This is a genomic window from Armatimonadota bacterium (genome assembly GCA_031459855.1).
GTDB classification, from domain to species: domain Bacteria; phylum Sysuimicrobiota; class Sysuimicrobiia; order Sysuimicrobiales; family Humicultoraceae; genus Fervidifonticultor; species Fervidifonticultor primus.
Map to the genome: position 1 here is coordinate 276,343 of JAVKHP010000001.1, position 25,311 is coordinate 301,653.

Consider the following 25,311-nt stretch of genomic DNA (forward strand, 5'->3'; position numbering starts at 1 on the left):
GAACGGCGCGGCCGGCTACTTCGGCAGCGGGAAGACCTCCCGGGTCCAACGGTTCACCAGCGCGTCGCGGACCGCGGCCTTGCCGAACTTGACGAAGTCGTACCGGATCACGTTGAAGTCCTGAAACCGCGGCGCGACCTTGGGCACCGGGGTCTTGGCGTTGGAGGGCAGCTGGTACGACTTGGCGTCCGCGGCCAGCGCCTGCACCTCGGGCTGCAACGCCCAGTCGATGAACGCCAGCGCATTGGCACGGTTGGGCGCGCCCTTCACCAGGCTCAGCCCGCCGATCTCGTACCCCGTGCCATCGCGCGCGGCACCGTAGGTCACCGGGAAGCCGCTGAGGATCTGCAGCACCGCGTCGTGCACGAACGTCACGCCGACGGCGACCTCGCCCCGTCCGGCCAGCACGCCGGGCGCCGCTCCGGCGCGCGTGTACTCGGTCACGTTGCGGTGGATGCGCTTGAGGAGGTCGAACCCCCGCTCCTCCCCGTAGATCTGCACGATGGTGGCGATCATCGTGTACCCGGTGCCCGAGGTGTTCGGGTTCGGGTACGCCACCAGCCCGCGCAGCCGGGGGTCCGCCAGGTCCTGCCAGGTGCGCGGCTCGGGGATGTTCTTCTCGCGCAGCAGCCGCCCGTTCACCGCCCAACCCAGCACGCCGGCGTAAAGCGGGATGTACTTGCCGGCCACGGCCTCCTTGAGCTGCGGCCGGATGTCGTCCCACGCCTTCGGCCGGTAGAACTCGGTCAGCCCTTCCTCGGCCGCCACGAAGTGCGGGTCGCCGGTGCCGCCGAACCACACGTCGAAGACCGGGTTGGCCTTCTCGGCGCGCAGGCGCGCCAGGGCCTCCCCCGACGACAGCCGCACGAAGTCCAGCTGGATGCCCGTCTGCCGGGGGAACTCGCGCTTGAGCAGATCGCACCACTCGACGTTCGGACTGCACAGCACGACCACGCGGCCTGCGGCCGGCCCGGCCTGGGCCACGCCCAGCACGGCCAGCACCGCCGCGACCGTCAGCATCGTCACCCGCCTCACGCCGCCCACCTCCTCGCAGTGGATCCCACCGGGGTCGACACCCTGTCCCGCGGATACGCCCCTGCTCGCAGCTCCCGGCGGACTCTTCCGCCGCCTGTGGCCTGCTTCCTCCTGCTGCGTTCCCGGGCCGCGACATCTCCGGGCTGCGGCGTCGCCGGGCGCTACCGCACCACGGCACCCCGCCGTCCCCACGGGCGGCCGACCTCACGCGCCGGCTCATCCGCCGGCCCGCTCCGGCCCGTCGCCGGGCAGCACGTGGGTCCGCTCCGGATCCAGCACCAGGTAGACCTCGCCATCGTACCAGCGCTCGCCGGGCGCGGGCTGGTCGACGATCCACTCCATGCCGGCCGCCTGGATCCAGTACCGCGCCACGGCGCCCAGGAAGGCCGCGGTCCGCACGCGACCCCGCAGCACCGGCCGCACCGCCTCCGCGCCCGCGCCGGGCGGCTGCGGGAAGAGCGTGATCGTCTCGGGCCGCACCACCAGGGTGGCGCGGCCCACCCCGGTCGCGCCCGGCACCGCGAACTCCTGGTCGTCCAGACGCACACGCCCCGGTGCCACGACCTCCACCGTGACGAAGTTCGCCAGGCCGACGAAGTCGGCCACGAACCGGTCGCGGGGACGGTAGTAGATCTCGCGCGGCGTGCCCAGCTGTACGATGCGGCCCTGGTGCATCACGGCGATCCGGTCCGAGATCGACAGCGCCTCCTCCTGGTCGTGCGTGACGTAGATCGTGGTCTTCCCCAGCGCCTGCTGGAGCGCGCGGATCTCGGTCCGCACGCGCACCCGCAGCTTGGCATCCAGGTTCGACAGCGGCTCGTCGAGCAGTAGCACCTCCGGTTCCACGACCAGGGCGCGGGCCAGGGCCACGCGCTGCTGCTGGCCGCCCGACAGCTGCAGGGGGAACTTGCTGGCGAGCCCGGCCAGGCCCACGAGGTCCAGGGCCGCCGTCACGCGCCGGGTGAGCTCGCCAGGGCTGACCCGGCGCATCCGCAGCCCGTAGCCGACGTTCTCGGCGACGGTCATGTGCGGGAAGAGCGCGTACTCCTGGAACACCATGGCCATCTGCCGACGGTGCGCCGGGACGTCGGTGATGCGGGCGCCGCGCAGGTAGACCTCGCCAGCGTCCGGACGGTAGAACCCCGCGACGATGCGCAGCGTGGTGGTCTTGCCGCAGCCCGAGGGCCCGAGCAGCGTGGTGAAGCTGCCCTCCGGCACCTCCAGCGACACGTCGTCCACCGCCAGCGTGGTCCCCAGGCGTTTGGTCACCCGCTCGAGCCGGAGGTGCACCTGCATCGCCGCGGCTACCCCACCGGCAGCCCCCGTACCGCCCGGCCGAGCACGGCGCCGGCCAGGGCCACCGCGGCGCCCGTCAGGAGCAGCAGCATCGTCGTCAGCGCCGCTGCCGGCCCCCAGTGGTTGTTGCTGATCATGTTGAGGATCACGAAGGTGGCCACGACGTTGCCCGGGGTGACCAGGAAGATCACGATGCTCACGTTGGTCACGGCCCGGACGAACGACACCGTGAACGCCCCCACGAAGGCACGGCGCAACAGCGGCAGGTAGATGTCCCAGAGCACGCGCAGCCCCGGCGCGCCCAGGTTGGTGGCCGCCTCCTCGATGGCGCGTTCGATCTGGGTCAGCGTGGCGGCAGCGGCCTGGTAGCCCATGGGCAGGTGCCAGAACGCCAGGGCCAGCGCCAGGATCCACGGCGTGCCGGCCAGTTCCAGCGGCGGCGCGTTGAAGGCGAGCACGAAGCCCACGCCGACGAAGACGCCGGGCAGGGCGCCCGGCAACACGGCCAGGAAGTCGAGCACCCGGCGGCCCGGCAGGTCGCGGGAGGCCAGGAAGGCGACCACCACGCTCACCACGCCCGTGACGAGGCCGGCCAGCGCGCCGATCTTCACCGACGTCACCAGCGCGCCCACCCGGTCGCCCGCCAGCCGCCAGTGCGCCGTCGTCAGCGTCCAGTCGCGGCCCCAGACCGCGGTGAGCCCGCCGGCGACGACGCCCAGGTAGACCAGCAGCACCAGCACGCTCACCGCGGTGCACACCCCCGCTGCCGTCCAGCGCAGCACCGGGTGTGTCGGCGGCCGTTCGATGCGTCCGCCGCGCCCCGTCACCGTGACGTAGGCGCGGCGGCCCACCCAGTACCGTTCCAGGAAGAACAGGACCACCGTGGGGACCAGCAGCATGGCCACCACCAGGGCGGCCCCCCGCAGGTCGGCCAGCCCCTCCATCCGGAACCACGCCTCGGTGGCCAGCAGCGGGAAGGCACCGGCGATCACCACGGCGTTGCCGAAGTCCGCCAGCACCGAGATGGCCACCACCAGCATGGCGCCGGCGATGCCCGGACGCGCCAGCGCCAGCGAGATCGTGCGCACCACCGCCCACTCGTCGGCACCCAGGTTGCGGGCCGCGTGCTCCAGGCTGGGGTTCACGGTCTCCAGGGCGCCGAGGATGATCAGCATCGCCAGCGGGAAGAACGCCACCGTCTGCACCAGCCACAGCCCGTGCCAGCCGAAGATGTTGGCGTCCAGGCCCAGCAACGTCTTGGTGATCAGCCCCTGCCGGCCGAACATCAGGATGTAGGCGAACGCCACCATGAACGGCGGCGCGAACAGCGGCAACGGCGCCACCAGGCGGAAGAGCCGGGTGCCGGGCACATCGGGCCGGCTGAGGGCGAACGCGAAGATAGCACCCACGACCGTGGCCGTGACCGTGGAGAGCACCATCATGACCAGGCTCCCGCGCGCAGCCTGCAACCAGCGGGACTGCTGGGGGATCTGCAGGTAGTCGGCCAGCGAGGGGTAGACCAGCACCCGCAGCGTCGGGTAGACGACGAACAGGCCCAGGACGGCGGCCGCTGCAGCGAACGCCGCCACCACCCAGGGATCGACGGCGGCGCGACGCCCGCGCAGTATCGGCATCACAGCCATCCGGCCTACCCCCCGCGACCACTCACCGCGCGACGGTCGTCAGGTGGGCCGGGACCCGCTGCGCACACGACGCCCGCGGGCCCACGCGCACCGGCCGCCGGCCCGGCGCGCAGGTCACCGACCGCCTTATCGGCCGAACTCCCGCTGCCAGCGCTCGCGGATGCGCGCCATGTTGTCGATGGCCCACTGCCGGTCGTAGCGCACGAACCGCAGCCGTTCGAACGGCGTGGCCCCCGTGGGCACCGGGACGTCGCCCCGCACGGCGTACCGGAAGCCGTACTTGGCGTTGATGTCCTGGGGCGTGCGGGTCAGCAGGAAGTCCACGTAGGCTTTGGCGCCCTCGGGGTTGGGCCCGCCCTTGATGATGGACACCGCGCCGATCTCGAACGCCGTATCGGGCGGCACGATCGTCTCCAGCGGCTGCTGGTTGGCCAGCCGCGCGCCGATCCCCTCGTGGGCCCACATCATGCCGACGATGCCCTCGCCGCGCGCCAGCAGCGTGATCGTGCCCGGCGCGGTGGGCGTGTACTGCGCGACATTGGCATGGAGCTGGCGCAGGTAGGCCCAGGCGCGGTCCTCCCCCAGGCGGAAGATCTGCGCCGCCACGAAGATGTAGCCGCCACCGGTCGTCAGGGGGCTCGGCATGATGAACAGCCGGCGGAACTCCGGCCGCACGAGGTCGTCCCACGTCGCGGGCTTCGCCACACGGCGCGGCGCGAGCTCGCCCTCGAACCGGTCGGTGTTGAGGATGATCCCCAGGGCCCCCAGGTACCAGCCGTGCCAGAACCCCTGGGGGTCGCGGTAGGCCGGGCTGATCCGGGCCTCGGCGAAGACCGGCGACCGGTAGGCCAGCAGCAGGCCCTCCTGCGCCAGCGGCGCGTGGAAGTCCGCCGAGCCGCCCACGAACACGTCCGCGCGGGGCCGGGCGCGCTCCGCCTGGATCCGCGCCACCAGCGTGCCCGCAGCGGCCACGCTCAACGCTTCGACCTGGATGCCCGTGCGCCGCGTGAACTCCCGGTTCACCAGGGTCGTCTCGAGGTCGGGCAGGGCCGAGTAGACCACGATCTTCCCACCCTGCGCATGGGTCACGCCTGGCGGCGCTGCCAGCACACCGCCCAGCAGGCCTCCGAGCAGGACGACCACCATCCACCGTGGCATCGCTCTCCCCCCTTCTCGTCTCAGGCGTGCGTACACCACCGGTGCACGCCGCTGCGTGCTCAGGACGGCGGTGTGCAGACCGGCGGCCGCCGCCTGCCCCCAACACAGCGCCCCGGCTCACCCCGCAGCCGTCGACGTCAGGATGAAGCGTTCGATCACCTCCCGCAACCCGTGCTCGTCGTTGCCGGGCGCCACGTAGTCCGCCTCGCGGCGCAGCACCTCGGGCGCGTGCGCCATCGCCACGCCCAGCCCGGCGTACTGGATCATCGCCAGGTCGTTGAGGTTGTCGCCCACGGCCACGATCTCCTGCGCCCGCACGCCCAACCGCTCGGCCACGATCTGGAGGGCGACGCCCTTGTTCACCCGTGGGGGCAACACCTCCAGGTAGTGGCGCTCGGAGAAGACGTAGTTGATGGGGGCCCGCAGCGCATCGAGCTCCCGCGCGACGGCCTCCAGGGCCGGCGGATCGCCGATGACGAGGATCTTCATGGGATCGGCCTGGAGCCACTGCAGCAGGTCGCCCACGGCGTCGACGTCCAGCCCGTCCTTCTGCTGGTAGGCCACGGTGCGGGGGGTGACGGCATCGACGTAGACGCGGTCGTCCACGTACACGTGGGGCGCCACCTGTGGGAAGCGGGCCAGCACCTCGAGCACCGCCTGGGCCTGCGCCCGGGGCAGCAGCGCCCGAAACCAGATCCGGTCGGCGACGAAGTCGTAGACGAGGGCGCCGTTGACCAGGATCGCCGGTGGGTCCGCGCCCAGGTCCTCGACGAACCGCCGGGCCGAGCGCCAGATGCGGCCGGTGGCCAGCAGGACACGGACGCCCCGCGCCTGGGCGGCCCGCACGGCCTCACGCACCGGCGCGGGGATCTCCCGCGCCGTGGTCACCAGCGTCCCGTCGATGTCGGCGACGAGCAGGCGGTAGCTCATGGACCAAGCGGCAGCTGCACGGGTGCCCCGGTGCGGACCGCGCGGTAGACGGCTTCGACCAGCTCGGTGGCCCGGTAGCCGTCGTCGGCGGTCACCGCCGGCGGATGCTCACCCAGCACGGTGCCGACGAACAGCCGGTCCTCCTCCACGTAGCCCCACTTTTCCTCGAACGGCATCTGGAAGCAGTCGATGGCCTCCACCTGACCGCGCATCGCCGGCGAGAACGCGGCCCGCTCCAGCTCCTCGGTCACCACCGTGCAGTGGTCGCCGTAGATCTCCACGCGCTCATAGGGGAACAGCCACGACGCGTGGGCGACGCTGGTCACCGACGCCACCACCCCGCTGGCGAAGGTGAAGAGCAGCACGAACCCGTCGGGCTCGCGGTAGACGCTCTGGCGGGCGTGTCCGGCGACGGTGGCCACCTCGCCGAAGAGGAAGCGTCCCATGTCGAACAGGTGCACCGGCGTCTCGTACAGGTAGCCGCCGGTCACCGCCGGGTCACCGGTCCACGGTGGCTGCACCAGCTCCCCGCGGTTGTGCTTCATCTGGGCCAGGCGCGGGACGATGCGCCCGTCGTCGATGCGTGCCTTGGCGAAGCGGTAGACGTTGGCGAAGCGGCGGTTGAACCCGATCTGGTACGCGCCCCGCGCCCGGCGGGCCGCCTCGCGCACCCGCATGGCGCCGTCCAGCGACGTCGCCATGGGCTTCTCCGAGAAGACGTGCACCCCGGCCGCCAGCGCGGCCACCACGGGCTCGACGTGGTGGGCGTTGGGCGTGCACACGTACACGGCGTCCACGCCGGCATCGAGCAGCTGGTCCAGGCTGGCCAGGGCGCGCGTTCCCACCTCGCCCGCCAGCCGCGACGCCGCGCCCGGCGCCACGTCTGCCACCCCCACGAGCTCGACCCGCGGATCGCGGGCCAGGTTGTGGGCGTGGATGCGCCCGATGAACCCGGCCCCCAGGATCCCGATACGGGCGCTCACGCCACGCTCCCGCCCTCGCCCGGCGCAACCAGCGCCCGCATGGCGTCCAGCCCGCGGCGCGCCAGGGCCTCGGGCTCCCACTGCCAGTACTCGGGGCGGAACAGCTCCAGCGAGTACGCGCCCCGATAGCCCAGCGCCTGGAGGCGCGCGACGAGCGGCTGCAGGGGAAGGACGCCGTCGCCCGGCAGCAGCCGCGCGGCATCGGTCAGCCGGGAGGGCTCGTCGTCCGGGGCGTCGTCGAGGTGCACGATGAACACCTCGTGGCCCCGCAGGCCGTCCAGGTCCTCCAGGCGCGAGCCCCCCACGTAGAAGTGGAACGCGTCGATGACCAGGCCCACGCGCGGGTCGTCCAGCTCGGCCAGCACCGTGCGCGCCGCCCGCAGCGTGCTGACCGAACACGTGGGGAAACCCAGGAACTCGAACCCGACCTGGACGCCATGGGCATGGGCGACGGTGGCGTAGGCCCGCAGGGCCGCGACGGTCAGGGAGCGCACCCGCGTCTCGGGCAGCCCGCTCGCGGGCAGCGGGCTTGGCACCACCACCACGAACGGCGCCTCGAGGGCGGCGGCCCACTGGCACAGCAGCGCCATCCGCGCGCGTCGCGCCTCGAGCGCGCGGCCGGTGTGCAGCGTGGCGTCCTCGAGGGCGTTCACGCTGAGCACCCGCACCCCGACCTGGCGCGCCAGGGCGCGCAGGTCGGCCAGCGGACGGCCCGTAGCCAGGTAGGCGTCGAGCTTGGCGTCGCGCACCTCGACCCACTGGTAGCCCGCGGCCGCGGCCACCCGCAGGTCGGTGGTGACGTCGGCGGGACCCGTGGTGGCGCCGTTGAGGCCAAACGAGGGTGGTGGGGCCTGCACGTTCGATGGCTTCCCCGGCGCGGCGCGGGTTCCCTCCCGCAGCAGCCCTGGCCGCGTGCGCCATCGGCCCTGCCCCTCTCGCCATCGCCCGGGCCCTCGCCTAGAATCGAGGCGAGAGCCACACCAGGAGGTTTCCCGTGCGCGAACTCGCGGTGCGCCCCACCGACTACTACCGGCTCGACGACGTGCTGACCGACGACGAGCGGCTCGTGCGCGACACCGTGCGCCGCTTCGTCGACCGCGAGGTGTTGCCGCACATCGGCGGGTGGTGGTTGCGCGGTGAGTTCCCGCGGCACCTCATCCCCGCCCTGGGCGCCCTGGGCGTGCTGGGCGCCAACCTGCCGGCCGAGTACGGTGCCGCGGGCGTGAACAACATCGCCTACGGGCTCATCCTCCAGGAGCTCGAGCGCGGCGACTCGGGCCTGCGGTCGTTCGCCTCGGTGCAGGGCGCCCTGGTCATGTACCCCATCTACACCTATGGCAGCGAGGAGCAGAAGCGCCGCTGGCTGCCCCGGCTGGCCCGCGGCGAGGTGGTGGGCTGCTTCGGGCTGACCGAGCACTCGGCCGGGTCCGATCCTGCGACGATGCAGACCCGGGCGCGGCGTCGCCCCGGCGGCTGGGAACTGTCCGGCACCAAGATGTGGATCACCAACGGGACCCTGGCCGACGTGGCGGTGATCTGGGCCAAGGACGACGACGACGAGATCCGCGGCTTCCTGGTCGAGCGCGGCACGCCCGGCTTCTCGGCGCACGAGGTGAAGACCAAGGCGAGCATGCGCGCCTCCGATACCGCCGAGCTGGTGCTCGACGGCGTGCGGGTGGACGACACCGCCGTGCTGCCCGGCGCGCGGGGGCTCCGCGGCCCGCTGAGCTGCCTGACCCAGGCGCGCTACGGGATCGCCTGGGGCGCCATCGGGGCGGCCATCGCCTGCTTCGAGGAAGCCCTGGACTACGCCAAGACCCGTGTCGCGTTCGGCAGGCCCATCGCCGCGCGCCAGCTGATCCAGGAACGGCTCGTCGACATGCTCCAGGAGATCACCAAGGCGCAGTGGCTGGCCTACCGCCTGGGCCAGCTCAAGGACCAGGGCAAGATGCAGTACACGCACGTCTCCCTGGCCAAGCGCAACAACGTGCGCGCCGCCCTGCAGATCGCCCGCGCGGCCCGGGCGATCCTCGGGGCGTCCGGCATCACCCTGGAGTACCACGCCATGCGCCACGCGGCCAACCTGGAGACCGTCGACACCTACGAGGGCACGTACGACATCCACACGCTGATCCTGGGGCGGGACATCACCGGGTTCGACGCCTTCGCGTAGGCGCAGCGTCCCGGCGGAGCGATCGCGCCGCGGTAGGGGCGGCCAGCGGGCTCACAGCGGCGACCCGCCGTTCGCGCTTCTGGGTTCCCGCGGGCGCAGGTGGCCTGCGTGGCGCGTCGACCTTGCGGCGGCGGGCGCCGCGCTCGCGCCTTGAGGTACGTCCTCGACCACGAACGAAAAGACGGCGGGGACTCCCGCCGCCTCTTCGAGGGCAAGCGCAGGGCTGTTACTTGCCCTTCTTCTTGGCGGCCTTCTTCGCCTTCTTCGCCACCGTCCCTCGCCTCCTTCTCCTGGAAGATGGACGGCTGAGTCCTTGCCGTCGTCTGTCCGTTCGCTACCATATATAGAATCTCCTGCTGCGGGCAGCACAATTCTTCGATGACGTGCCGGCTCGGACTCCCACCACGGCCCGGGGGTGCCGGAGCAGGAGCACGCCACCCGGCCGGCAGAACTCCCCCGCATGCCGCAGTCGGCCCACGATGTCACGGTGCACACCGCCCACCCCGCGCGGTCAGGGACGCGCGGCAGGCCGCGTGGACTGGGGTCGAGTTGTACGCGCCCGCCCCGCGCGGACGGGGACGCGCGGGGTAGCCATCCGCCGCGCACCCCGGTCTTCAACCCGCCGTACGCGGACGGGAACGCGCGTGCGCGGCGGACCGGGGTACCCGCCGCGCACGCGCCGGCACGGGCCGTGCTGCTCGCGCTGATAGCGGTCGCGGTGACCGCTGCCTCGGCGCCGGCGCAGACCGCCGCCGCGGATCTGGACGGCCACTGGGCCGCGGCGCGGATCCTCGACCTCGTGCGGCGTGGCGTGGTCGGGCTGGACGCCGACCGCCGCTTCCACCCCGACCGCCCCGTGACGCGCGCGCAGTACGTCGTCTGGTTGGTGGCGGCGCGGGGCCTTCCCCCGCTGCGCCCGGGCGCGTCGAGCTTCGCCGACGTGCCGCCCGGCCACGAGGTTGCGGCGGCGCTGGAGAGCGCGGCCGCCGTGGGCATCGTGGCCCCCGGCGGCCTGTTCCGCCCCGACGAGCCCCTCACACGCGCCGATGCCATCGTCTACCTCGTCCGCGCCCTCGGGCACACCTTCGAGGCGGCGTACATGGTGCACGCGCCGCTGCCGTACGTGGACGTCGACGGGCTGCCACCGACGGTGCGCGGGGCGATCGCGGTGGCCGCGCTCAGCGAGCCGCCGCTGCTGCGCGAGCCCCCCGCCGACCGTCTGCGCCCGGACGAGCCCGCCACGCGCGCCGAGGCTGCCAGCCTGCTGTGGGCGTACCTGCAGGCCGTCGAGCGCGGCATGCGTCTGCGCTTCGTGACCACCCTCGGCCAGGGCGTCACGTTGATCCTCGAGAAACGCGGGGCGCTGCGCGTGATGCCCGTCTGGCGGGTGCAGGTCGGGGCCTTCCTCGACGAAGAGCGCGCGCGCCGGCTGGCCGCCACGCTGCGCGCCCGCGGGTATCCGGCCGACGTGGAGGCGGTGGACGAGGTCTTCCGGGTGCGCGTGGGACAGTTTCGAACCCGCGAGGAGGCCGAGGCGCTCCGGGGGCGCCTGGAACCGGACGGGGTCACCGGCCAGGTGGTCCTCACGGTCCAGGACTACGACGCCCTGGCCGGCCCGTTCTGGACGGGTATGCTGGTGGTGGAGCCGGCCAGCGGCGTCACGCTGCGGCCGGCGCTGGCCCTGGGGGGGAGCCTGGGACGCGGCCTGGTCAGCGAGGCCGCACGACGCGCCGGCGCCCTTGCGGCGGTCAACGGTGGGTTCTTCCACGCGGCCACGGGCGACCCGCTCGGATGCCTGGTCGTCGACGGCGAGGTCGTCAGCGAGCCGATGCCCGGCCGCACCTGCGTGGGCATCACCGACGACGGCCAGCTGCTCTTCGACACCATGGGCTTCGATGCCGCGGTCGAGGTGCACGGCGCGCACCTGCCCGTCGCCGGCGTCAACCGCCCGCGCGGCGCGGACGAGTTGATCGTCTACCGTCCGGTGTTCGGTGCCTCCACCCGCACCAACCCATTTGGGGCGGAAGCCGTCGTGGTGGGCGACGTGGTCGAGCAGGTGGTCGACGGCCGGGGCAACACGGCGATCCCGCGGCACGGCTTCGTGCTCTCCGGCCACGGCCGCATGCGGGCGGCGCTGGCGGCGCTGCGGCCGGGCGACCGCGTGACGCTGCGCATGCGGCTGGTCCCCGGGTCCGGCGATCCGCGGTGGGATGGCGTCCGGCACGTCCTCGGCGGCGGCCCGCGGCTGCTGGCCGCCGGGCAGTATGCGGGCGGCGAGGGCTTCCGCGCGTCGTTCACCGATCGCCGCCACCCGCGCACCGCCCTGGGCCGGCTCGAGGACGGCCGCGTGCTCCTGGTGGTGGTGGGCGGGCGGCAGCCCTACCACAGCCTGGGCATGACGCTCCCCGAACTGGCGGCCATGCTCCGCCTGCTGGGCGTCACCGACGCCCTCAACCTGGACGGCGGAGGGTCGTCCACCCTGGTCGTGCGCGGCGTGGTCGTCAACCTGCCGGCGGACGGGACGGGAGAGCGGCCGGTCGGTGACGTGCTCCTGGTGATGCCCCCGACACCCCAGGAGCAGCCGTAGCGGGAACAGTCCACAAACAGCTGCCACTTGCCTCTTGCACGCGTCGCTCTTCTATGCTATTATCATAAACAATCATGATAAAAGGCAAATCGAGCCCCACGCGCATTCCCCTGGCGGTGGACAACCGCTTGCCGGAGCCGATCCACGCCCAGCTGGCAGAGCAACTCCGGTGGCTGGTGGCCCTGGGGGAGTTGCGGCCCGGCGACCGGTTGCCCACCGTGCAGGAACTCGCCGATCACCTGCGGGTCCACCGGAACACGGTGGCCGCGGTGTACGCGGCCCTCCAGGAGGAAGGCTACCTGACCTCGCGACGGGGCGCGGGCACCTTCGTGGCGGACAGCGAGACCACGCGGGCGGCGGTGCAACGTGTGGCCCTGCGGGACGTGGTGGAGCAGGCGCTGGCGAGGGCCGTGGAGATGGGTTTCACGCCGGCGGAGTTCGCGGAGGCCGCGGCGGCCCGAGCACGCATGCACGAGGCCCAGCGGTCCTGGCGGCGAGTGCTGTTCGTCGAGTGCAACGTCCCCGAGATCGAGCAGCATGGCCGCACGCTGACCCGGGAGCTCGGCGTGACCGTGGAGGGCGTGCACCTCAACGACGTCCGGGCGGATCCCGCAGGGTTCCGCCAGCGCGCGGCCGCGGTGGGGACCGTGGCGACCACGTTCTTCCACTTCGAAGAGGTGCAGCACGTTGTGGGCCGTGCCGCGCAGGTGGTGGGGATCGGGGCCGGGCTGGAGATCCGGTTCTTGCGGGCCCTGGGCCAGATGCCTGCGGGTACGCGGGTGGCCATCTGCTGCCTGGACCGCGAGCGCGCTGCCAGAGTGCGCACGCTGGTGGTGCACGCGGGGGTCCGGCACGTGAGCATGGCCGCCGTGGGCGTGGACGACCCCGAGCGGTTCCGTCGGGCACTGAACGAGGCAGACGAGGTGTACGTGTCGACCGCGGCCTACCCGGTGGCCCGGCGGTTGGTGGGCGAGCATGTGCGGCTCCGCACGTACCAGATGGAGCTGGACCGCGCGAGCCTTGAGATGGTGCGGGCGCGGTTGATGGACCCATCCGTGCAGCCACGGACGGGGCAACGGGGCGCGTGAGCGACGAGCCTGATGGGAGGTGGAGCGCACATGAGTGGCGAGATGGACGGGAAGTCGGTGGAGACGTCGGGCGGAGCGAGCGTCGGGCCTGTCGGGCCGTGGGTCGCAGCGGCACCGGTGGTGCTGCCGACCACGTCCGTGGCCATGGCGTTGCGGCTCATGCGGGACGCGGGCCTTCCCGCGCTGCCCGTCATGCAGGATGGACAGTTCGCGGGCCTTGTGCACGAGCGGGACCTCCTCCGCCTGACACCGTCGGAAGCGTCCACGCTCGACCGCCACGAGCTCCACGCGGTCCTGGCCGGGTTGACGGTGGCGCGGGCAGTCCGGCCCGGTGCCGCGGTCTCGCCGGAGTGCCCGGTCGAGGAGGCGGCGCGGCGCATGACCAGGGCGGGCGCGCCGGTGGTCCCCGTGGTGTCCGGCGGCATGCCCGTGGGCGTGCTGCTGTGGACCGCCGTGCTGGAGGTGCTGTTGACGCGTGCTGCGAGGCTCGCCGGCGCGGAGGAATCGAGACAGGCCGTACAGACCACAGGTGGAGGAGGGGGTCATGCTGCACAGCTCGTGGTTGCTGGGTGAGCTCGCCAAGCAGCGTCTGTCCCAGGACCTCCAGGACGCGGACGTCAGGCGACGCGTGCGCCGTGCTGAGCAGGCGCAGGGCTCGCTGCCATCGGACGGTGGACGTGCAAGACGAACCCTCGTGGGGGTCTGGGGCGTAGCGCGCGCCACCGCCTCCGTCCTCGCGCGGGCGGTCCGGTGAAGGCCCGGGAGTCTGGCGACAGGCGAGCCAGCTCCCCGCTCCATGCACGTCCGCGGGCACGGCACGCGCGGGTGCGACGACGGGAGGCGCGAATGCGAATGGGCGACGGCCTGCAGGTGGAGGTGCGCCCCGTCACGCAGGGCACGTGGAGAGCGCTCGAGGCGCTGTTCCGAGCCGAGCGAGGCCTGCCGCGAGGGTGCTGGTGCATGTGGTGGCGGACGAGCCGGGACGAGTTCCAGCGTCTGGGCCCTCGAGGACGGCGGCTGGCGTTGCGGCGTCTGGTGGTGTCCGGAACCCCCATCGGCGTCGTGGCGTTCGTAGGTGGCACGCCGGTCGGTTGGTGCTCGGTCGCCCCCCGCGAGCGCTATCCGGCGCTCGAACGCTCGCCGACGCTTCGGCGGGTCGACGACGAGCCGGTGTGGTCGGTGGTGTGTCTCTACGTGGCCAAGACCTGGCGCGGCCTCGGGGTGGTCGAGCAGCTCCTGCAGGGCGCCATCGCGTACGTGCGGGCGCAGGGTGGGACCGCGCTGGAAGCGTACCCCCACGTGCGTGCTCCGGCCGGTGGGCCAGGCGCCGCGTACATGGGGCTCCTGTCGACCTTCCTCCGCACGGGCTTCGTGGAGGTCGCGCGGCCGACCCCACAGCGGCGCATCGTCCGGTACAGCTGGGGATCGCGTGCCGCGCTCGGGGGGCCTGCTACACCACGTGGGGAGAGTCGTGCCACGTCCCACTCAAGGCTCCGCACCGGTGGCGGGTAGGTCCTCGGGCACGTCGACGTCGACTGCCGCCTCCTCCGGCAGCGGCAGGGCCACCCCCTGCTGAGGGTACCGCTCGATGACGCTGCGCGCGCCGCGATCGCCCTCCAGGGTGAGGAGTTCGAGGAAGAGGGCCCGGTCGAAGTACGCGGGCGGACCGACGACGCCACGGTACGCCGAAGCCACGATGCGGTGGCCGCCCGCAACCGCGGTCTCGACCAGCTGGTCGATGATGGCGGCCGTGACCAGGGGCTGGTCGGCGAGCAGGATCACCACCCCGGTGGCCTCGGGAGAGATCGCCGCCACGCCGACACGGATCGACGAGCCCATGCCCTCGCCAGGATCGGGGTTCTCGACCACGCGCACCGGGAGCCCGTCCAGCAGCGGCCGGTAGGCCGCCGCGTGGGCGCCGCCCAGCACGACCACCACCTCGCCGCAGCGCGAGGCTGCCGCGGCCTCGGCGACACGCCGCAGCATCGGCACGCCGCCCACGGGCAGGGCGAGCTTCGGGCGCCCCATGCGCGTGCTGGCCCCCGCGGCCAGCACCACGGCGGCCGGCCCGGGCTGGCGGTCGGTCATCCGGCCGGGACGGACGCGTGAATGGGCGCCCGCCGGTCGCGCAGGAACCCGGCCCGGCGTCGGCGGGCCACGGCCAGGATCTCGCCGATGGCGGCGATGGCGATCTCGTCGGGTGTCTCGCTGCCGATGTCCAGGCCGACCGGCCCGTAGATGCGCGCGCGCTGCGCGTCGTCGAGCGTCACGCCCTCCCGCGCCAGGTCGGCCAGGATCTTCTCGGTGCGGGCACGGGGGCCGAGCATCCCCAGGTAGGCCACGGGCGTGGGCAGGAACGCGCGCAGCAGGTCGCGGTCGTGCATGTAGTTGTGGGTCATGATCAGCACGTAGGTGTGCGGGTCCGTGGGCACCGCCTGGCCGGCCTCCGGAAACTCGGTCTTCACGAACCCCGCAGCGCCGGGGAACCGCTCGGGGGTGAGGAACACCTCGCGACGGTCGACGACCAGGACCCGCCACCCCAGCTGCGCCGCAAACCGCACCACCGGGATCGCGTCGTGCCCCGCGCCACAGACCACCAGGCGCAGCGGCGGGTGCAGCACCTCGACGAAGAGCCGCACCGGCGCGCCGCCGGCCTGCGCCTGCCGGACCTCGGTGCGCAGCTCGGCCCGCGCCGCCTCGGCCCACCGCGTGGCCTCGGCCTCCAGCGCGGGATCGCCCAGCCCGCCTCCGGTGCGGCCATCGGCCCAGACCACCAGGCGCCGACCCGCGGGGAGGGCCGGCGTCCCCTCCACCACCGTCACGACCACGACCGGCTCGTCGGCGGCCAGCGCCGCGCGCACCGCCTCCCACAGGACGTCGTCTGGGGCCGTCGGCTCCACGAAGACGTCGATGGCGCCGTTGCAGCCCAGCCCCAGCCCCCAGACCATGTCGTCGTCGGCGGTCAGGTCGTAGGTCACCAGGCGCGGCACGCCGCTCGCCAGGACCTCCTCGGCGACCACGGCCACGTCGCCTTCCAGGCACCCGCCGCTGATGTTGCCCACCTGCCGGCCGGTGGCCGTGGTCAGCAGGCGCGCGCCCGCACGCCGGTAGGTGGACCCGCGCACGCCGACGATGGTGGCCAGCGCGGTCGCCTCGCCCCGCGCCCGGGCGTCGTCCACTGCCGCAAGGATCTCCTGTAGCTCCTTCATCGCCTCGTCCCCAGGTACCGCTCCAGCCGGCGCAGGCTCTCCAGGTTGTGCGCCGGCGCGAACACGTCCACGTAGGGCAGCGCCACCCGCATCCCCTGGCAGATCGGCTCGTACCCCGGGCTCGCCAGCAGCGGGTTGAGCCAGATCACCTTGGCGGCCCGGCGGTGGAGCTCGTCCATGGCGGCCTCGAGCACGTCCACGTCGCCCGTGTCCCACCCGTCGCTGATGATGATGACCACCGTGCGCCGGTCGAGCAGGGCGCCGTAGTGGTCCAGGAAGTCCCGCAGGCTCCGGCCGATCTTCGTGCCCCCGGACCAGTCCGGCACCTGACGCGCCACCGCGTCGAGGGCGGCCCGCAGGTCCTCGTGGGCCAGCTGGCCGGTGATGCGGCTGAGGCTCGTGCTGAACACGAAGGTCTCGACGCGGCCGGTGGCGTGCTGCAGGGCGTAGACGAACTGGATCAGGAAGCGGCTGTAGAGGTCCATCGAGCCGCTCACGTCGCACAGCAGCACGATACGGCTCTTCTGCACCTTGCGTTCGCGCCGCAGGATCTCCAGGATCTCGCCGCCGCGGCGCAGGCTGTGCCGCATGGTGCGGCGCAGGTCGACCAGGTGTCCCCGGGCGCTGCGGCGCGTGCGCCGTGACAACCGCGTGGCCACCCGCCGGGCGATGGCCGCCACGATCCGCGCCATCTCGTTGAGCTCGTCGGGGGTGAACGTGCTGAAGTCCTTGCGCGTGAGGGCCTCGACGGGGCTGTAGGCGGGCAGGCGCTCGCCCTCGCCGTCGTCCTCGGCCTCTGTGGCGTCCTGCCACTCGAGCAGGACGCGGTCGAGGGCCTGCCGAGCGTCCAGCACCAGGGTACCCTCCTGCGCGGGGGCCGGCAGCAGGTCGGGCTCCGGGCGCGGGCCCCAGTACTGCCAGAACGCCTCGTCGAAGATCTGCTGGGCGTCCTGCCCCGAGGCGAGCACCGCCCGCAGCGCCAGGTAGACCTCGCGCCGGTCGCCGACGTCCACGCTGACCAGCGCCCGGAGGGCGTCGGCCGCTTCCTGCGGGCCCACCGCCAGCCCACGGGCCCGCAGCAGCCGGCAGAAGCCCACCACGTTGGCGGCCAGGTTCGCCCAGCGGGCGTGGGCTACCGCCGGGCCTCCAGCCGCTGCGCGACCTGCGCGATACGCTCCTGGGTCCACGGGCGTCCGTCCCTCTCCAGCGTGGCGACCCCGTCCAGCAGACGGTCCAGCCACTGGGTGCGGATCAACGCGGCGTCGTCCTGGTGCTTGAACAGCACCCCCAGGGTCTCCTCCACGGTGTCGCGGTCGAGGTGCTCGCGGTGCAGCGCGAGCAGGGCCGCGGTCCAGTCCAGCGTCTCGGCCACCCCGGGCGTCTTCTCGAGCTTGACGCGCCGCACCAGCTGCATGAACGCCGCGATCTGCTCGGCCAGCCGGGTGTCGACGTCGGGCACCTTGCGCCGGACGATCTCCAGCTCCTTCTCGAAGCTGGGGTAGTCGATCCACAGGTACAGGCAGCGACGGCGCAGGGCGTCGCCGAGTTCCCGGGTGCGGTTGCTGGTCAGCACCACGTAGGGCGTGGCGCTGGCGCGAATGGTGCCGATCTCGGGGATCGTCACCTGGAAGTCGGACAGCACCTCCAGCAGGAACGCCTCGAACTCGATGTCCGCCCGGTCGATCTCGTCGACCAGCAGCACGGGCGCCACGTCACGGGTGATGGCGTCCAGCAACGGGCGCTTCAGCAGGAACGGTTCGCTGAAGATCTCGGCCTCGCGTTCCTCGATGGTGCGGTCGCTGTTCTCCGACAACCGGATGTGGAGGAGCTGGCGCTGGTAGTTCCACTCGTAGAGGGCGGTGGTGGCGTCCAGCCCCTCGTAGCACTGGAGCCGGATCAGGTCGGTGCCCAGCGACCGGGCCATGACCTTGGCGACCTCGGTCTTGCCCACGCCCGCCGCGCCCTCGATGAGCAGCGGCTTGCGCAGGGCGATGGAGAGGTAGACGCTGGTGGCGATGGCGCGGTCGGCGACGTAGCCCTGGCCGGCCAGCAGCTCCTGGATGCGCTTGATCTCGGAATGCATCGATCACTCCGTCTTTGCCGATGATGGCGGTCCCACACAAACAAACGAAGAGGGATGGCCGCGCCATCCCACTGCGTATCATAGCGGCTCGTCACCGAGACGTCCACCCCGCGGCGCCCGCGGTGGTGGTCGGCGGCCTTCCCCCAAGACGCCTACGTCGTCACCGCCGCGTAGCGCGCAGGCTCGCGGAGGAACGCCTGCCGGCAGTGCGCGCAGCAAAAGTAGTACTGGTGACCGCCGTACTCCGCCACAAGGGCGGCTGCGCGCGCCACGGTCATGCCGCACACCGGATCGACCGCCTCGCCGCCGGCAGGGACGTGCGCACCAGCGTCCAGCGCGCCGGCTGCCAGGGCGCCGCTCGCCACGTCGGGCGCGCGCGCAGCCTCAGGCCGCGCGTGCGGTGCAGGCGCGTGTGGCCCCTCGGCCTCGGCGCGCACACCCGGCGTTGCTGGCGTACCGACGGCCGGGGCGACCATCTCCGGCGCCGCCGCCGGCGTCGCCGCCGCCCGTCGGACCTGGACGAGCTCGGCGACGATGCTGACGGCGATCTCCTCGGGGGTCCGCGCGCCGATGTCGAGGCCGGCGGGCGCCTTGACAGCGCGCAACCGTACGTCGTCGACGCCCCGCCGTGCCAGCTCGGCCCGCACCGCCGCCGCCCGCGTCCGGCTGGCCACCAGCCCCACGTAGGCCGGGGCGGCCTGCAGCACGTGCGCGAGCGCGTCCTCGTCGTACTGGCCCATGGTGGCCACGACCACGTACGCGCCGGCCATCTGCGGGGCGGCCAGGGCCGCACGCGGCCCCTCCGGCCCGGCCTCCGCTGCGCCCGCGCGCACCACGGCGAATCCGGCCAGCGCCCCCAGGTGCGCCAGCGCATCGGCCAGCGGGGCATCGCCCACCACGACGAGGCGCGGCGCCGGCAGCACCGGCTCGAGATAGATCTCCAGCGCACCGCCGCTGTGACAGGGCATCGGCTGCTCGACCACCCCCTCGTCCTCCGCGGGCACCGCGGTGGGGAGCAGGCGCAGCAAGCGCGGCTGCCCGGCGCGCAGCGCTCGCAACCCTTCCCGCACCACCGCGCCGTGGGCACAGCTGCCGCCGACCCAGCCGTCCAGTGTCCCATCGGCGGTGAGGATCGCCTTCATGCCGGCCCGCGCCGATGCGGGACGCGCGACCCGCACCACCGTGGCCAGCACGAACGGCACCCCCTGCGCCCGGAGCGCCTGCGCGCGGTCGAGGACGTCATCCATGGCTCCCGCCACCCCGATCGCCGGCGGCGCGGAGGCCGGCCCGCGGCCGCAGCCGCGCCCGCACCTACTCGGTCACCCCCCGCTCGCGCAGCACCTTCCACACCTTCCACGGCGTGATGGGGATGTCGATGTGCCGCACGCCCAGGTGCCACAGCGCGTCGATCACCGCGTTGGCGATGGCCGCCGGCGCGCCCACCGTCGCCGACTCGCCCACGCCCTTGGCACCCAGCGGGTGGTGGGGCGAGGGCGTCACCGTCTTGTCGGTCTCCCACCGCGGCGTCTCCACCGCGGTGGGCAGCAGGTAGTCCATGAAGCTGCCCCCGAGCATGTTGCCGTGCTCGTCGTAGGTGATCTCCTCGTACAGCGCCGGCGCCAGGCCCATGGTGAGCCCGCCGTGGATCTGCCCTTCGACGATCATGGGGTTGATGATGTTGCCGCAGTCGTCGACGGCCACGAACCGGCGGATCTTGACCTCGCCCGTGCCCTTGTCGATGTCGACGACGCAGATGTAGCTGCCGAAGGGGAACGTGAGGTTCGGCGGATCGTAGTAGGCCACGGCCTCCAGCCCCGCTTCCAGCCCCGGCGGGTGGTTGGTGTACGCCGCGAAGGCGATCTCCTGGATGGTCTTGGCGCGCTCGGGCGAGCCCTTCACGTGGAACCGGCCCCGCTCCCACACCAGGTCGTCCTCGCGCGCCTCCAACAGGTAGGCGGCGATCTTCCGCGCCTTGTCCAGGATCTTGCGGGCCGCCACGGCCCCTGCCGCCCCCGCGGTCGGTGTGCTCCGGCTGGCGTAGGTGCCGAGCCCGTAGGGCGCGGTGTCGGTGTCGCCCTCCTCGACGACGATGTCGTCTTCGGGGATCCCCAGCTCGTGGGCGATGATCTGCGCGTAGGTGGTCTCGTGCCCCTGCCCCTGGGACTTGGTGCCAAAGCGCGCCACGACCTTGCCCGTGGGGTGGATGCGGATCTCGGCGCTGTCGAACATCTTCAGGCCCAGGATGTCGAAGGTATGGGAGGGGCCGGCCCCGACGATCTCGGTGAAGCTGGAGATGCCGATCCCCATGAGCTCGCCGCGGCGCCGCCGCTCGGCCTGCTCGCGGCGCAGGTCCCAGTACCCGATGCGCTCCATGGCCTTCCGCAGCGCCGCCTCGTAGTTGCCGCTGTCGTAGGTCCAGCCCAGCGCCGACCGGTACGGGAACTGGTCGAGCCGGATGAAGTTCCGCAGGCGGAACTCGGCGGGGTCGATGCCCAGCTCGTGGGCCAGGATGTCCACCATGCGCTCGATGGTGTAGGAGGCCTCGGTGACGCGGAACGAGCAGCGGTAGGCGATCCCGCCCGGCGGCTTGTTGGTGTAGACGCCGTCGACCTCGGCGAAGGCCGTGCGGAAATCGTAGGACCCGGTGCAGATGGAGAACAGCCCGGCGGGGAACTTGGACGGGTTGGCTGCCGCGTCGAAGGCGCCGTGGTCGGCGATGGTCTTCACCCGCAGCGCCTGCAGCCGGCCGTCCTTGGTGGCCGCCAGCTCGGCGGTGATGTGGTAGTCGCGGGCGAAGGAGTCGGCCTGCAGGTTCTCCATGCGGTCCTCGATCCACTTCACGGGCCGGCCGGTCAGCACCGAGGCCGCCACCGCCAGCACGTAGCCAGGGTAGACCGGGACCTTGCCGCCAAAACCGCCGCCGATGTCGGGAGCGATCACGCGGATCTTGTGCTCGGCCAGCCCCAGGTGCCCGGCCACCAGCGCCACCACGGTCCGGATGGCGTGCGGGGCCTGCGTGGTCATCCACAGCGTCAGCTTGCCCTCCACGGGGTCCCACCGGGCGATGCAGCCGCAGGTCTCGATGGACGACACGTGGATGCGCGGGATGTACAGGTCCTGGGCCACCGTGACCTCGGCCTCGCGGAACGCCCGGTCGGTGGCCTCCCGGTCGCCCACCTCCCAGTGCCAGATGTGGTTGGTCTTCTGGGCGCGGTCCTGGCGCAGGACCGGCGCATCGGGCCGCAGCGCCGCCCGCGGGTCGACGACGGCCGGCAGCGGCTCGTAGTCGACCTCGACCGCCGCGACGCCGTCGGCCGCGGTGTACCGGTCGGTGGCCACGACGGCGGCCACCTCCTGGGCCTGGTAGAGGACCGTGTCGATGGGCAGGACCATCTGCCGGTCGCTCATCAGGGTTGGCATCCAGGCCAGGCCGTACCGGTCGAGATCCCGGCCCATGATGACCGCCAGCACGCCCGGAATGGCCAGGGCCTTCTCGGTGTGGATGGCGGTGATGCGGGCGTGGGCGTACGGGCTGCGGACGATGTCCAGGTAGAGCATGCCCGGCAGCGTGATGTCGTCGATGTACGTGCCCTTGCCGCGCAGGAAACGGGCGTCCTCCTTGCGCTTGACCGCATGCCCCATGCCGTGCGCCTGGGTGGCCATGGTCCTAGCTCCCCCTTCCCGTGGTGACCGGCGCGCCGCGCAGCTTCTCGGCCGCGTACCTGATCGCCTCGACGATGTTCACGTAGCCCGTGCACCGGCAGAGGTTGCCCGCGATGGCCCAGCGAATCTCCTCCTCGGTGGGCGCCGGGGTGCGCTGGAGCAGGGCATAGGCCGTCATCATCATCCCGGGCGTGCAGAACCCGCACTGCAGGCCGTGCCGCTCGTGGAAGCCCTCCTGGATCGGGTGCAGCTCGCCGTCGCGGGCCAGGCCTTCCACCGTCATGAGGTCCCGGCCGTCGGCCTGCACCGCGAACACGGTGCACGACTTGACCGGTCGCCCGTCCAGCAGGACGGTGCACGCGCCGCAGTTCGTGGTGTCGCACCCGATGTGGGTCCCCGTGAGGCCCAGCACCTCCCGGATGAAGTGCACCAGGAGCAGCCGCGCCTCCACCTCGGCCTCGCGCGGGGTGCCGTTGACCGTCACGTGCACGCGGTAACCCATGTTCACTCCCTCCCCGACGCCCGTGCCAGGGCCCGTCTGAGCGCCCGGGCCGCCAGCACCCGGACGACGTCGCGCTTGTACTCGGCCGGACCGCGCAGGTCGCTGGACGGATCGGCCTCGCGCGCGGCGGCCTCGGCTGCCCGCGCGATGGTGGCCTCGTCGGGCACGCGGCCCAGCAGCGCCTCCTCGGCGTCCCGGGCCCGCAGCGAGCGCGGGCCCGCGTTGCACAGCCCGATGCCCACGGCCGTGCAGACCCCGCGCGCATCCAGGGTCACCTGCGCGCCCACCGCGGCGATGGCGAAGTCCCCCACCTTGCGCTCGAGCTTCAGGTAGGCACCCCCGGTGCGCGGCGCCGGCTGCGGCACGCGGATCTCGGTGAGCACGTCGTCGGGCTCCAGCGCCGTGGCGAACGTGTCGAGGAAGAACTCGTCGATGGCCACGACCCGCTCGCCCCGGGGCCCGGTGGCCACCACGGTGGCGCGGGCGGCGAGCATTGCGGCGCCCCAGTCGCCCGCGGGGTCTGCGTGGGCCAGCGCGCCGCCGACCGTGCCCATGTTGCGCACCAGGGGATCGGCGATCACCCGGGCGGCGTCCGCGAGCAGCGGGTAGCGGCGCCGCACCACGTCGGCGTGCTCCATGTCGGCGTGACGGGTCATGGCGCCGATGCGCAGGACGCCGTCGGCCTCCTCGACGTAGGCGAGCCCCGGCACGCGGTTCAGGTCGATCACGTACCGCGGCATCGCGAGCCGGAGCTTCATGAGGGGGATCAGGCTGTGGCCGCCGGCCAGGAGCCTGGCGTCGCCGCCGTGCGCGCGGAGGAGCTCCACGGCCTCGGCGACGCTGGTCGGCGCGAGGTACTCGAACCGCTCCGGGATCATGGCTCCCCACCCCCTGTGTCGTCGCTTGCGCGGCGCGATGGATCGGCCGCCCGAGATGGTGTGCAGGCTGCGGTCGATCGGCCGGCCGACCGCGAAGAGCGCCGGCCCCAGCTGGTAGCGGCGCGAGCGCGGCAGGAACTCCACCAGTCTCAACGCCGCGAGGGTCTTGAGCAGGTTGTGGCAGGTGCTCTTGTTGAGGTCGAGGACGCGGTGGATCTGCGCGAGGGTCGCACCCCGGCTGCCCCGGCGCTCGAGGTACCTGATGATCCTGACGGCGCGGACGACAGCAGGTACCACCGGCCCCCCCTGCCGGAGCACGCGGACTCCGCGGATCGTTTCTAAAGTCGTTCTCTAGAGAGAACGACGCCTCCTGGGACTGTCGTGCCAATAATCAGCGTGAAAAGGCGCCCTGTCAACGCCTAAACGCGGCGAGAAAAGCAGGCGTTACAGGCAAATTACCGCGCGAGCGCCCCTCTTTGGCAGTTCTGCGCAGGCTTGCGAAAGGGCGAACGGCGTCAGGCGCGGTCTGCGCGCCGGGCCACCTCGCGCTCGAGGGCCTTGAAGAACTCGCCTGCCAGCTGCTTGGCCACGCCGCCGAACAGCCGATGGCCCACGCTCATGAGCACGCCGGTGACCTGGGCGTCGCCCACGTACGTGACCAGGGTCTGATCGCCCTGCGCCTGCAGGGTCAGGTTGCCGGTGGCCTTGATCGTGCCGGCGCGGCCGCCGCCCTCGACCACCAGCGTCATCTTCTCGGGCGCGACCTGGTCGGTGATGCGCACCCTGCCGTCGTAGGAGCCCTTGACGGGCCCCACAGCCAGCTCGATGGTGGCCGCGTACTCGTTGGGCCCCGCGGGCCGCAGGGCCTTGAGCCCCGGCGTGGCCCTGGTGAGCACCTCGGGGTCGTTCAGGGCCTCCCACACCCGCTCGCGACGGGCAGGCAGCACGTACTGCCCTTCGATCTTCATCAACACACCCTCCGGGACGGTCAGCCGGCGTGCAGGCCCACTATAGCCATGGCGCATTCCGCGTGTCAAACCTGCGGCGGCCACGGCGCCGGCGTCGTGGAACAGACGCGCGACACCCGCGGTCTGTCCACGGAGAGCGCGTCGCGCGTGGGGTCGGGACGATCCCACGCGCGACGCCGCCACGCCCCGGGCGATCTACCGGCCCAGGCTCAGCGGCCAGGGCTGCGGGATGGCCAGCAGCGCCAGGGCCGCGCCCAGCAGCGCCATGTTCTTGGCGAACTGGACCATCTCCATCGTCTTCTGCATCGGGTCCTGCACGGCCCAGAAGTTGTGCATCCAGAACGTCACCGGGACGAAGAACACCACCAGGGCCAGGACGCCGACCGTGGGGTAGACGCCGAAGAGGATGCTCAACCCGCCGATCAGGAGCAAGACCCCGGTGACCAGCACCATGGCCTTGGGCGCCGGCACACCCTTGCTCCCCGCGTACCCGGCCATCATGTCGGCCTTCGTGAAGTGGTTGAGGGCGTTGAACAGGTAGAACCCGCCCAGCAGGATCCGACCGATGATGAAGAGCGTTTCCATCGTGCGTCCCTCCTTCCGTATGCCCCGTAGTACCCACACCGTACTACGAAAAACGATGCTTCCAGAATTCCAAAATAATCGAATTGTCTTGCACACCGCAAGAGACCAGCGCAGGACCTGCTCAGGACTTTCGCGCGGTCCAGGCGTGCAGGACGCGCTCCACCAGGTGCCGGTCCACCCGGAAGAAGTGGTAGGCGCCCTCCTTGCGCATCTGCATCAGGCCGCACTCCTGGAGCACCCGGAAGTGGTGCGACAGCGCCGGTGCGCTCAGCGGGAACAGCCTGGCGAGGTCCCGGCAGGCCACCTCGCCCCGATCCATCAGGACGCGGACGATCCGGTAGCGCGTGGGATCGCCCAGCGCCTTGAAGATGCGCACCATGCGCTGCTCCTGCACCCTCGCTGCCTTTGGCATTTCCAAAATCCTCGAATTCCACTATGCCCGCCCCCGCGCGGGCCGTCAAGGGCGCCGCCGGACGATCGGCCGCGCCGGCAGCGGGTGCACGGCACCGGGGCCGGATCGGCCTGGTCAG

The 25,311-nt window shown here is 72.5% G+C and carries 23 protein-coding genes; 5 read left to right on the plus strand and 18 right to left on the minus strand.

The annotated features are described in order from the left end of the window. Positions 1-15: 15 nt before the first annotated feature. The 7 genes from QN157_01245 to QN157_01275 form a co-directional block, all read right to left on the minus strand. Positions 16-1,035: an ABC transporter substrate-binding protein gene (locus tag QN157_01245; protein ID MDR7554209.1), complete on the minus strand. Its 1,020-nt coding sequence runs from the start codon at positions 1,033-1,035 to the stop codon at positions 16-18. 216 nt (positions 1,036-1,251) lie between these two features. Beyond that, a complete protein-coding gene (locus QN157_01250) occupies positions 1,252-2,331 on the minus strand; it encodes an ABC transporter ATP-binding protein (GenBank protein ID MDR7554210.1) in 1,080 nt (359 codons plus the stop codon). A gap of 8 nt (positions 2,332-2,339) precedes the next feature. Continuing rightward, positions 2,340-3,965 carry an iron ABC transporter permease gene (locus tag QN157_01255; protein MDR7554211.1) on the minus strand — a complete coding sequence of 542 codons (1,626 nt, stop codon included), beginning with the start codon at positions 3,963-3,965 and terminating at the stop codon, positions 2,340-2,342. A 135-nt stretch (positions 3,966-4,100) separates the two neighbouring features. Continuing rightward, complete coding sequence (locus QN157_01260; protein MDR7554212.1) at positions 4,101-5,132, minus strand: ABC transporter substrate-binding protein; 1,032 nt, start codon at positions 5,130-5,132, stop codon at positions 4,101-4,103. Positions 5,133-5,249: 117 nt separating this feature from the next. Continuing rightward, positions 5,250-6,062, minus strand: a complete 813-nt coding sequence (locus tag QN157_01265) for an HAD family hydrolase (protein ID MDR7554213.1) — start codon at positions 6,060-6,062, stop codon at positions 5,250-5,252. Continuing rightward, the gene (locus QN157_01270) at positions 6,059-7,045 is read right to left on the minus strand and encodes a Gfo/Idh/MocA family oxidoreductase (GenBank protein MDR7554214.1); all 987 of its coding nucleotides are present in this window, start codon (positions 7,043-7,045) and stop codon (positions 6,059-6,061) included. Before QN157_01270 ends, QN157_01265 begins: the two co-directional genes overlap by 4 nt. Further along, the gene (locus QN157_01275) at positions 7,042-7,902 is read right to left on the minus strand and encodes a sugar phosphate isomerase/epimerase (protein ID MDR7554215.1); all 861 of its coding nucleotides are present in this window, start codon (positions 7,900-7,902) and stop codon (positions 7,042-7,044) included. Before QN157_01275 ends, QN157_01270 begins: the two co-directional genes overlap by 4 nt. Positions 7,903-8,039: 137 nt before the next feature. On the opposite strand from QN157_01275, the gene QN157_01280 reads away from it, so the two are divergent. The 5 genes from QN157_01280 to QN157_01300 all read left to right on the plus strand — a co-directional run bounded on the left by QN157_01280 (position 8,040) and on the right by QN157_01300 (position 14,405). Next, a complete protein-coding gene (locus QN157_01280) occupies positions 8,040-9,218 on the plus strand; it encodes an acyl-CoA dehydrogenase family protein (protein MDR7554216.1) in 1,179 nt (392 codons plus the stop codon). A 691-nt stretch (positions 9,219-9,909) separates the two neighbouring features. After that, positions 9,910-11,805, plus strand: a complete 1,896-nt coding sequence (locus tag QN157_01285; GenBank protein ID MDR7554217.1) for a phosphodiester glycosidase family protein — start codon at positions 9,910-9,912, stop codon at positions 11,803-11,805. Positions 11,806-11,879: 74 nt separating this feature from the next. Continuing rightward, positions 11,880-12,893: a GntR family transcriptional regulator gene (locus QN157_01290; protein ID MDR7554218.1), complete on the plus strand. Its 1,014-nt coding sequence runs from the start codon at positions 11,880-11,882 to the stop codon at positions 12,891-12,893. A gap of 30 nt (positions 12,894-12,923) precedes the next feature. Next, complete coding sequence (locus QN157_01295) at positions 12,924-13,466, plus strand: CBS domain-containing protein (protein MDR7554219.1); 543 nt, start codon at positions 12,924-12,926, stop codon at positions 13,464-13,466. A 273-nt stretch (positions 13,467-13,739) separates the two neighbouring features. Further along, positions 13,740-14,405, plus strand: a complete 666-nt coding sequence (locus QN157_01300) for a GNAT family N-acetyltransferase (protein MDR7554220.1) — start codon at positions 13,740-13,742, stop codon at positions 14,403-14,405. On the opposite strand, the gene QN157_01305 is transcribed toward QN157_01300, so the two are convergent. From QN157_01305 to QN157_01355, 11 genes are all read right to left on the minus strand, one after another. Next, entirely contained in the window at positions 14,379-14,981 is a 603-nt protein-coding gene (locus QN157_01305; protein MDR7554221.1) for a nucleotidyltransferase family protein, read from the minus strand. The two genes, QN157_01300 and QN157_01305, sit on opposite strands and share 27 nt — an antisense overlap. Beyond that, positions 14,978-16,102 (minus strand): XdhC family protein, encoded by a 1,125-nt coding sequence (locus tag QN157_01310; GenBank protein ID MDR7554222.1) that lies wholly within the window; start codon positions 16,100-16,102, stop codon positions 14,978-14,980. The genes QN157_01305 and QN157_01310 overlap by 4 nt, the downstream gene beginning before the upstream one ends. Further along, positions 16,099-17,289, minus strand: a complete 1,191-nt coding sequence (locus QN157_01315; GenBank protein ID MDR7554223.1) for a VWA domain-containing protein — start codon at positions 17,287-17,289, stop codon at positions 16,099-16,101. The genes QN157_01310 and QN157_01315 overlap by 4 nt, the downstream gene beginning before the upstream one ends. Further along, complete coding sequence (locus QN157_01320; protein ID MDR7554224.1) at positions 17,235-18,185, minus strand: MoxR family ATPase; 951 nt, start codon at positions 18,183-18,185, stop codon at positions 17,235-17,237. The genes QN157_01315 and QN157_01320 overlap by 55 nt, the downstream gene beginning before the upstream one ends. Positions 18,186-18,337: 152 nt before the next feature. Then, positions 18,338-19,432, minus strand: coding sequence for an XdhC family protein (locus tag QN157_01325; protein MDR7554225.1), 1,095 nt, complete (start codon positions 19,430-19,432; stop codon positions 18,338-18,340). Between the two features lie 64 nt (positions 19,433-19,496). Then, positions 19,497-21,848 (minus strand): aerobic carbon-monoxide dehydrogenase large subunit, encoded by a 2,352-nt coding sequence (locus tag QN157_01330; protein MDR7554226.1) that lies wholly within the window; start codon positions 21,846-21,848, stop codon positions 19,497-19,499. Positions 21,849-21,852: 4 nt separating this feature from the next. After that, entirely contained in the window at positions 21,853-22,350 is a 498-nt protein-coding gene (locus QN157_01335; GenBank protein MDR7554227.1) for a (2Fe-2S)-binding protein, read from the minus strand. 2 nt (positions 22,351-22,352) lie between these two features. Continuing rightward, positions 22,353-23,525, minus strand: coding sequence for an FAD binding domain-containing protein (locus QN157_01340; GenBank protein MDR7554228.1), 1,173 nt, complete (start codon positions 23,523-23,525; stop codon positions 22,353-22,355). A gap of 218 nt (positions 23,526-23,743) precedes the next feature. Next, positions 23,744-24,196, minus strand: coding sequence for a carbon monoxide dehydrogenase subunit G (locus QN157_01345; GenBank protein MDR7554229.1), 453 nt, complete (start codon positions 24,194-24,196; stop codon positions 23,744-23,746). A 195-nt stretch (positions 24,197-24,391) separates the two neighbouring features. After that, positions 24,392-24,781, minus strand: coding sequence for a DoxX family membrane protein (locus QN157_01350; GenBank protein MDR7554230.1), 390 nt, complete (start codon positions 24,779-24,781; stop codon positions 24,392-24,394). Positions 24,782-24,902: 121 nt separating this feature from the next. Next, positions 24,903-25,193 (minus strand): metalloregulator ArsR/SmtB family transcription factor, encoded by a 291-nt coding sequence (locus QN157_01355; GenBank protein ID MDR7554231.1) that lies wholly within the window; start codon positions 25,191-25,193, stop codon positions 24,903-24,905. Positions 25,194-25,311: the final 118 nt, after the last annotated feature.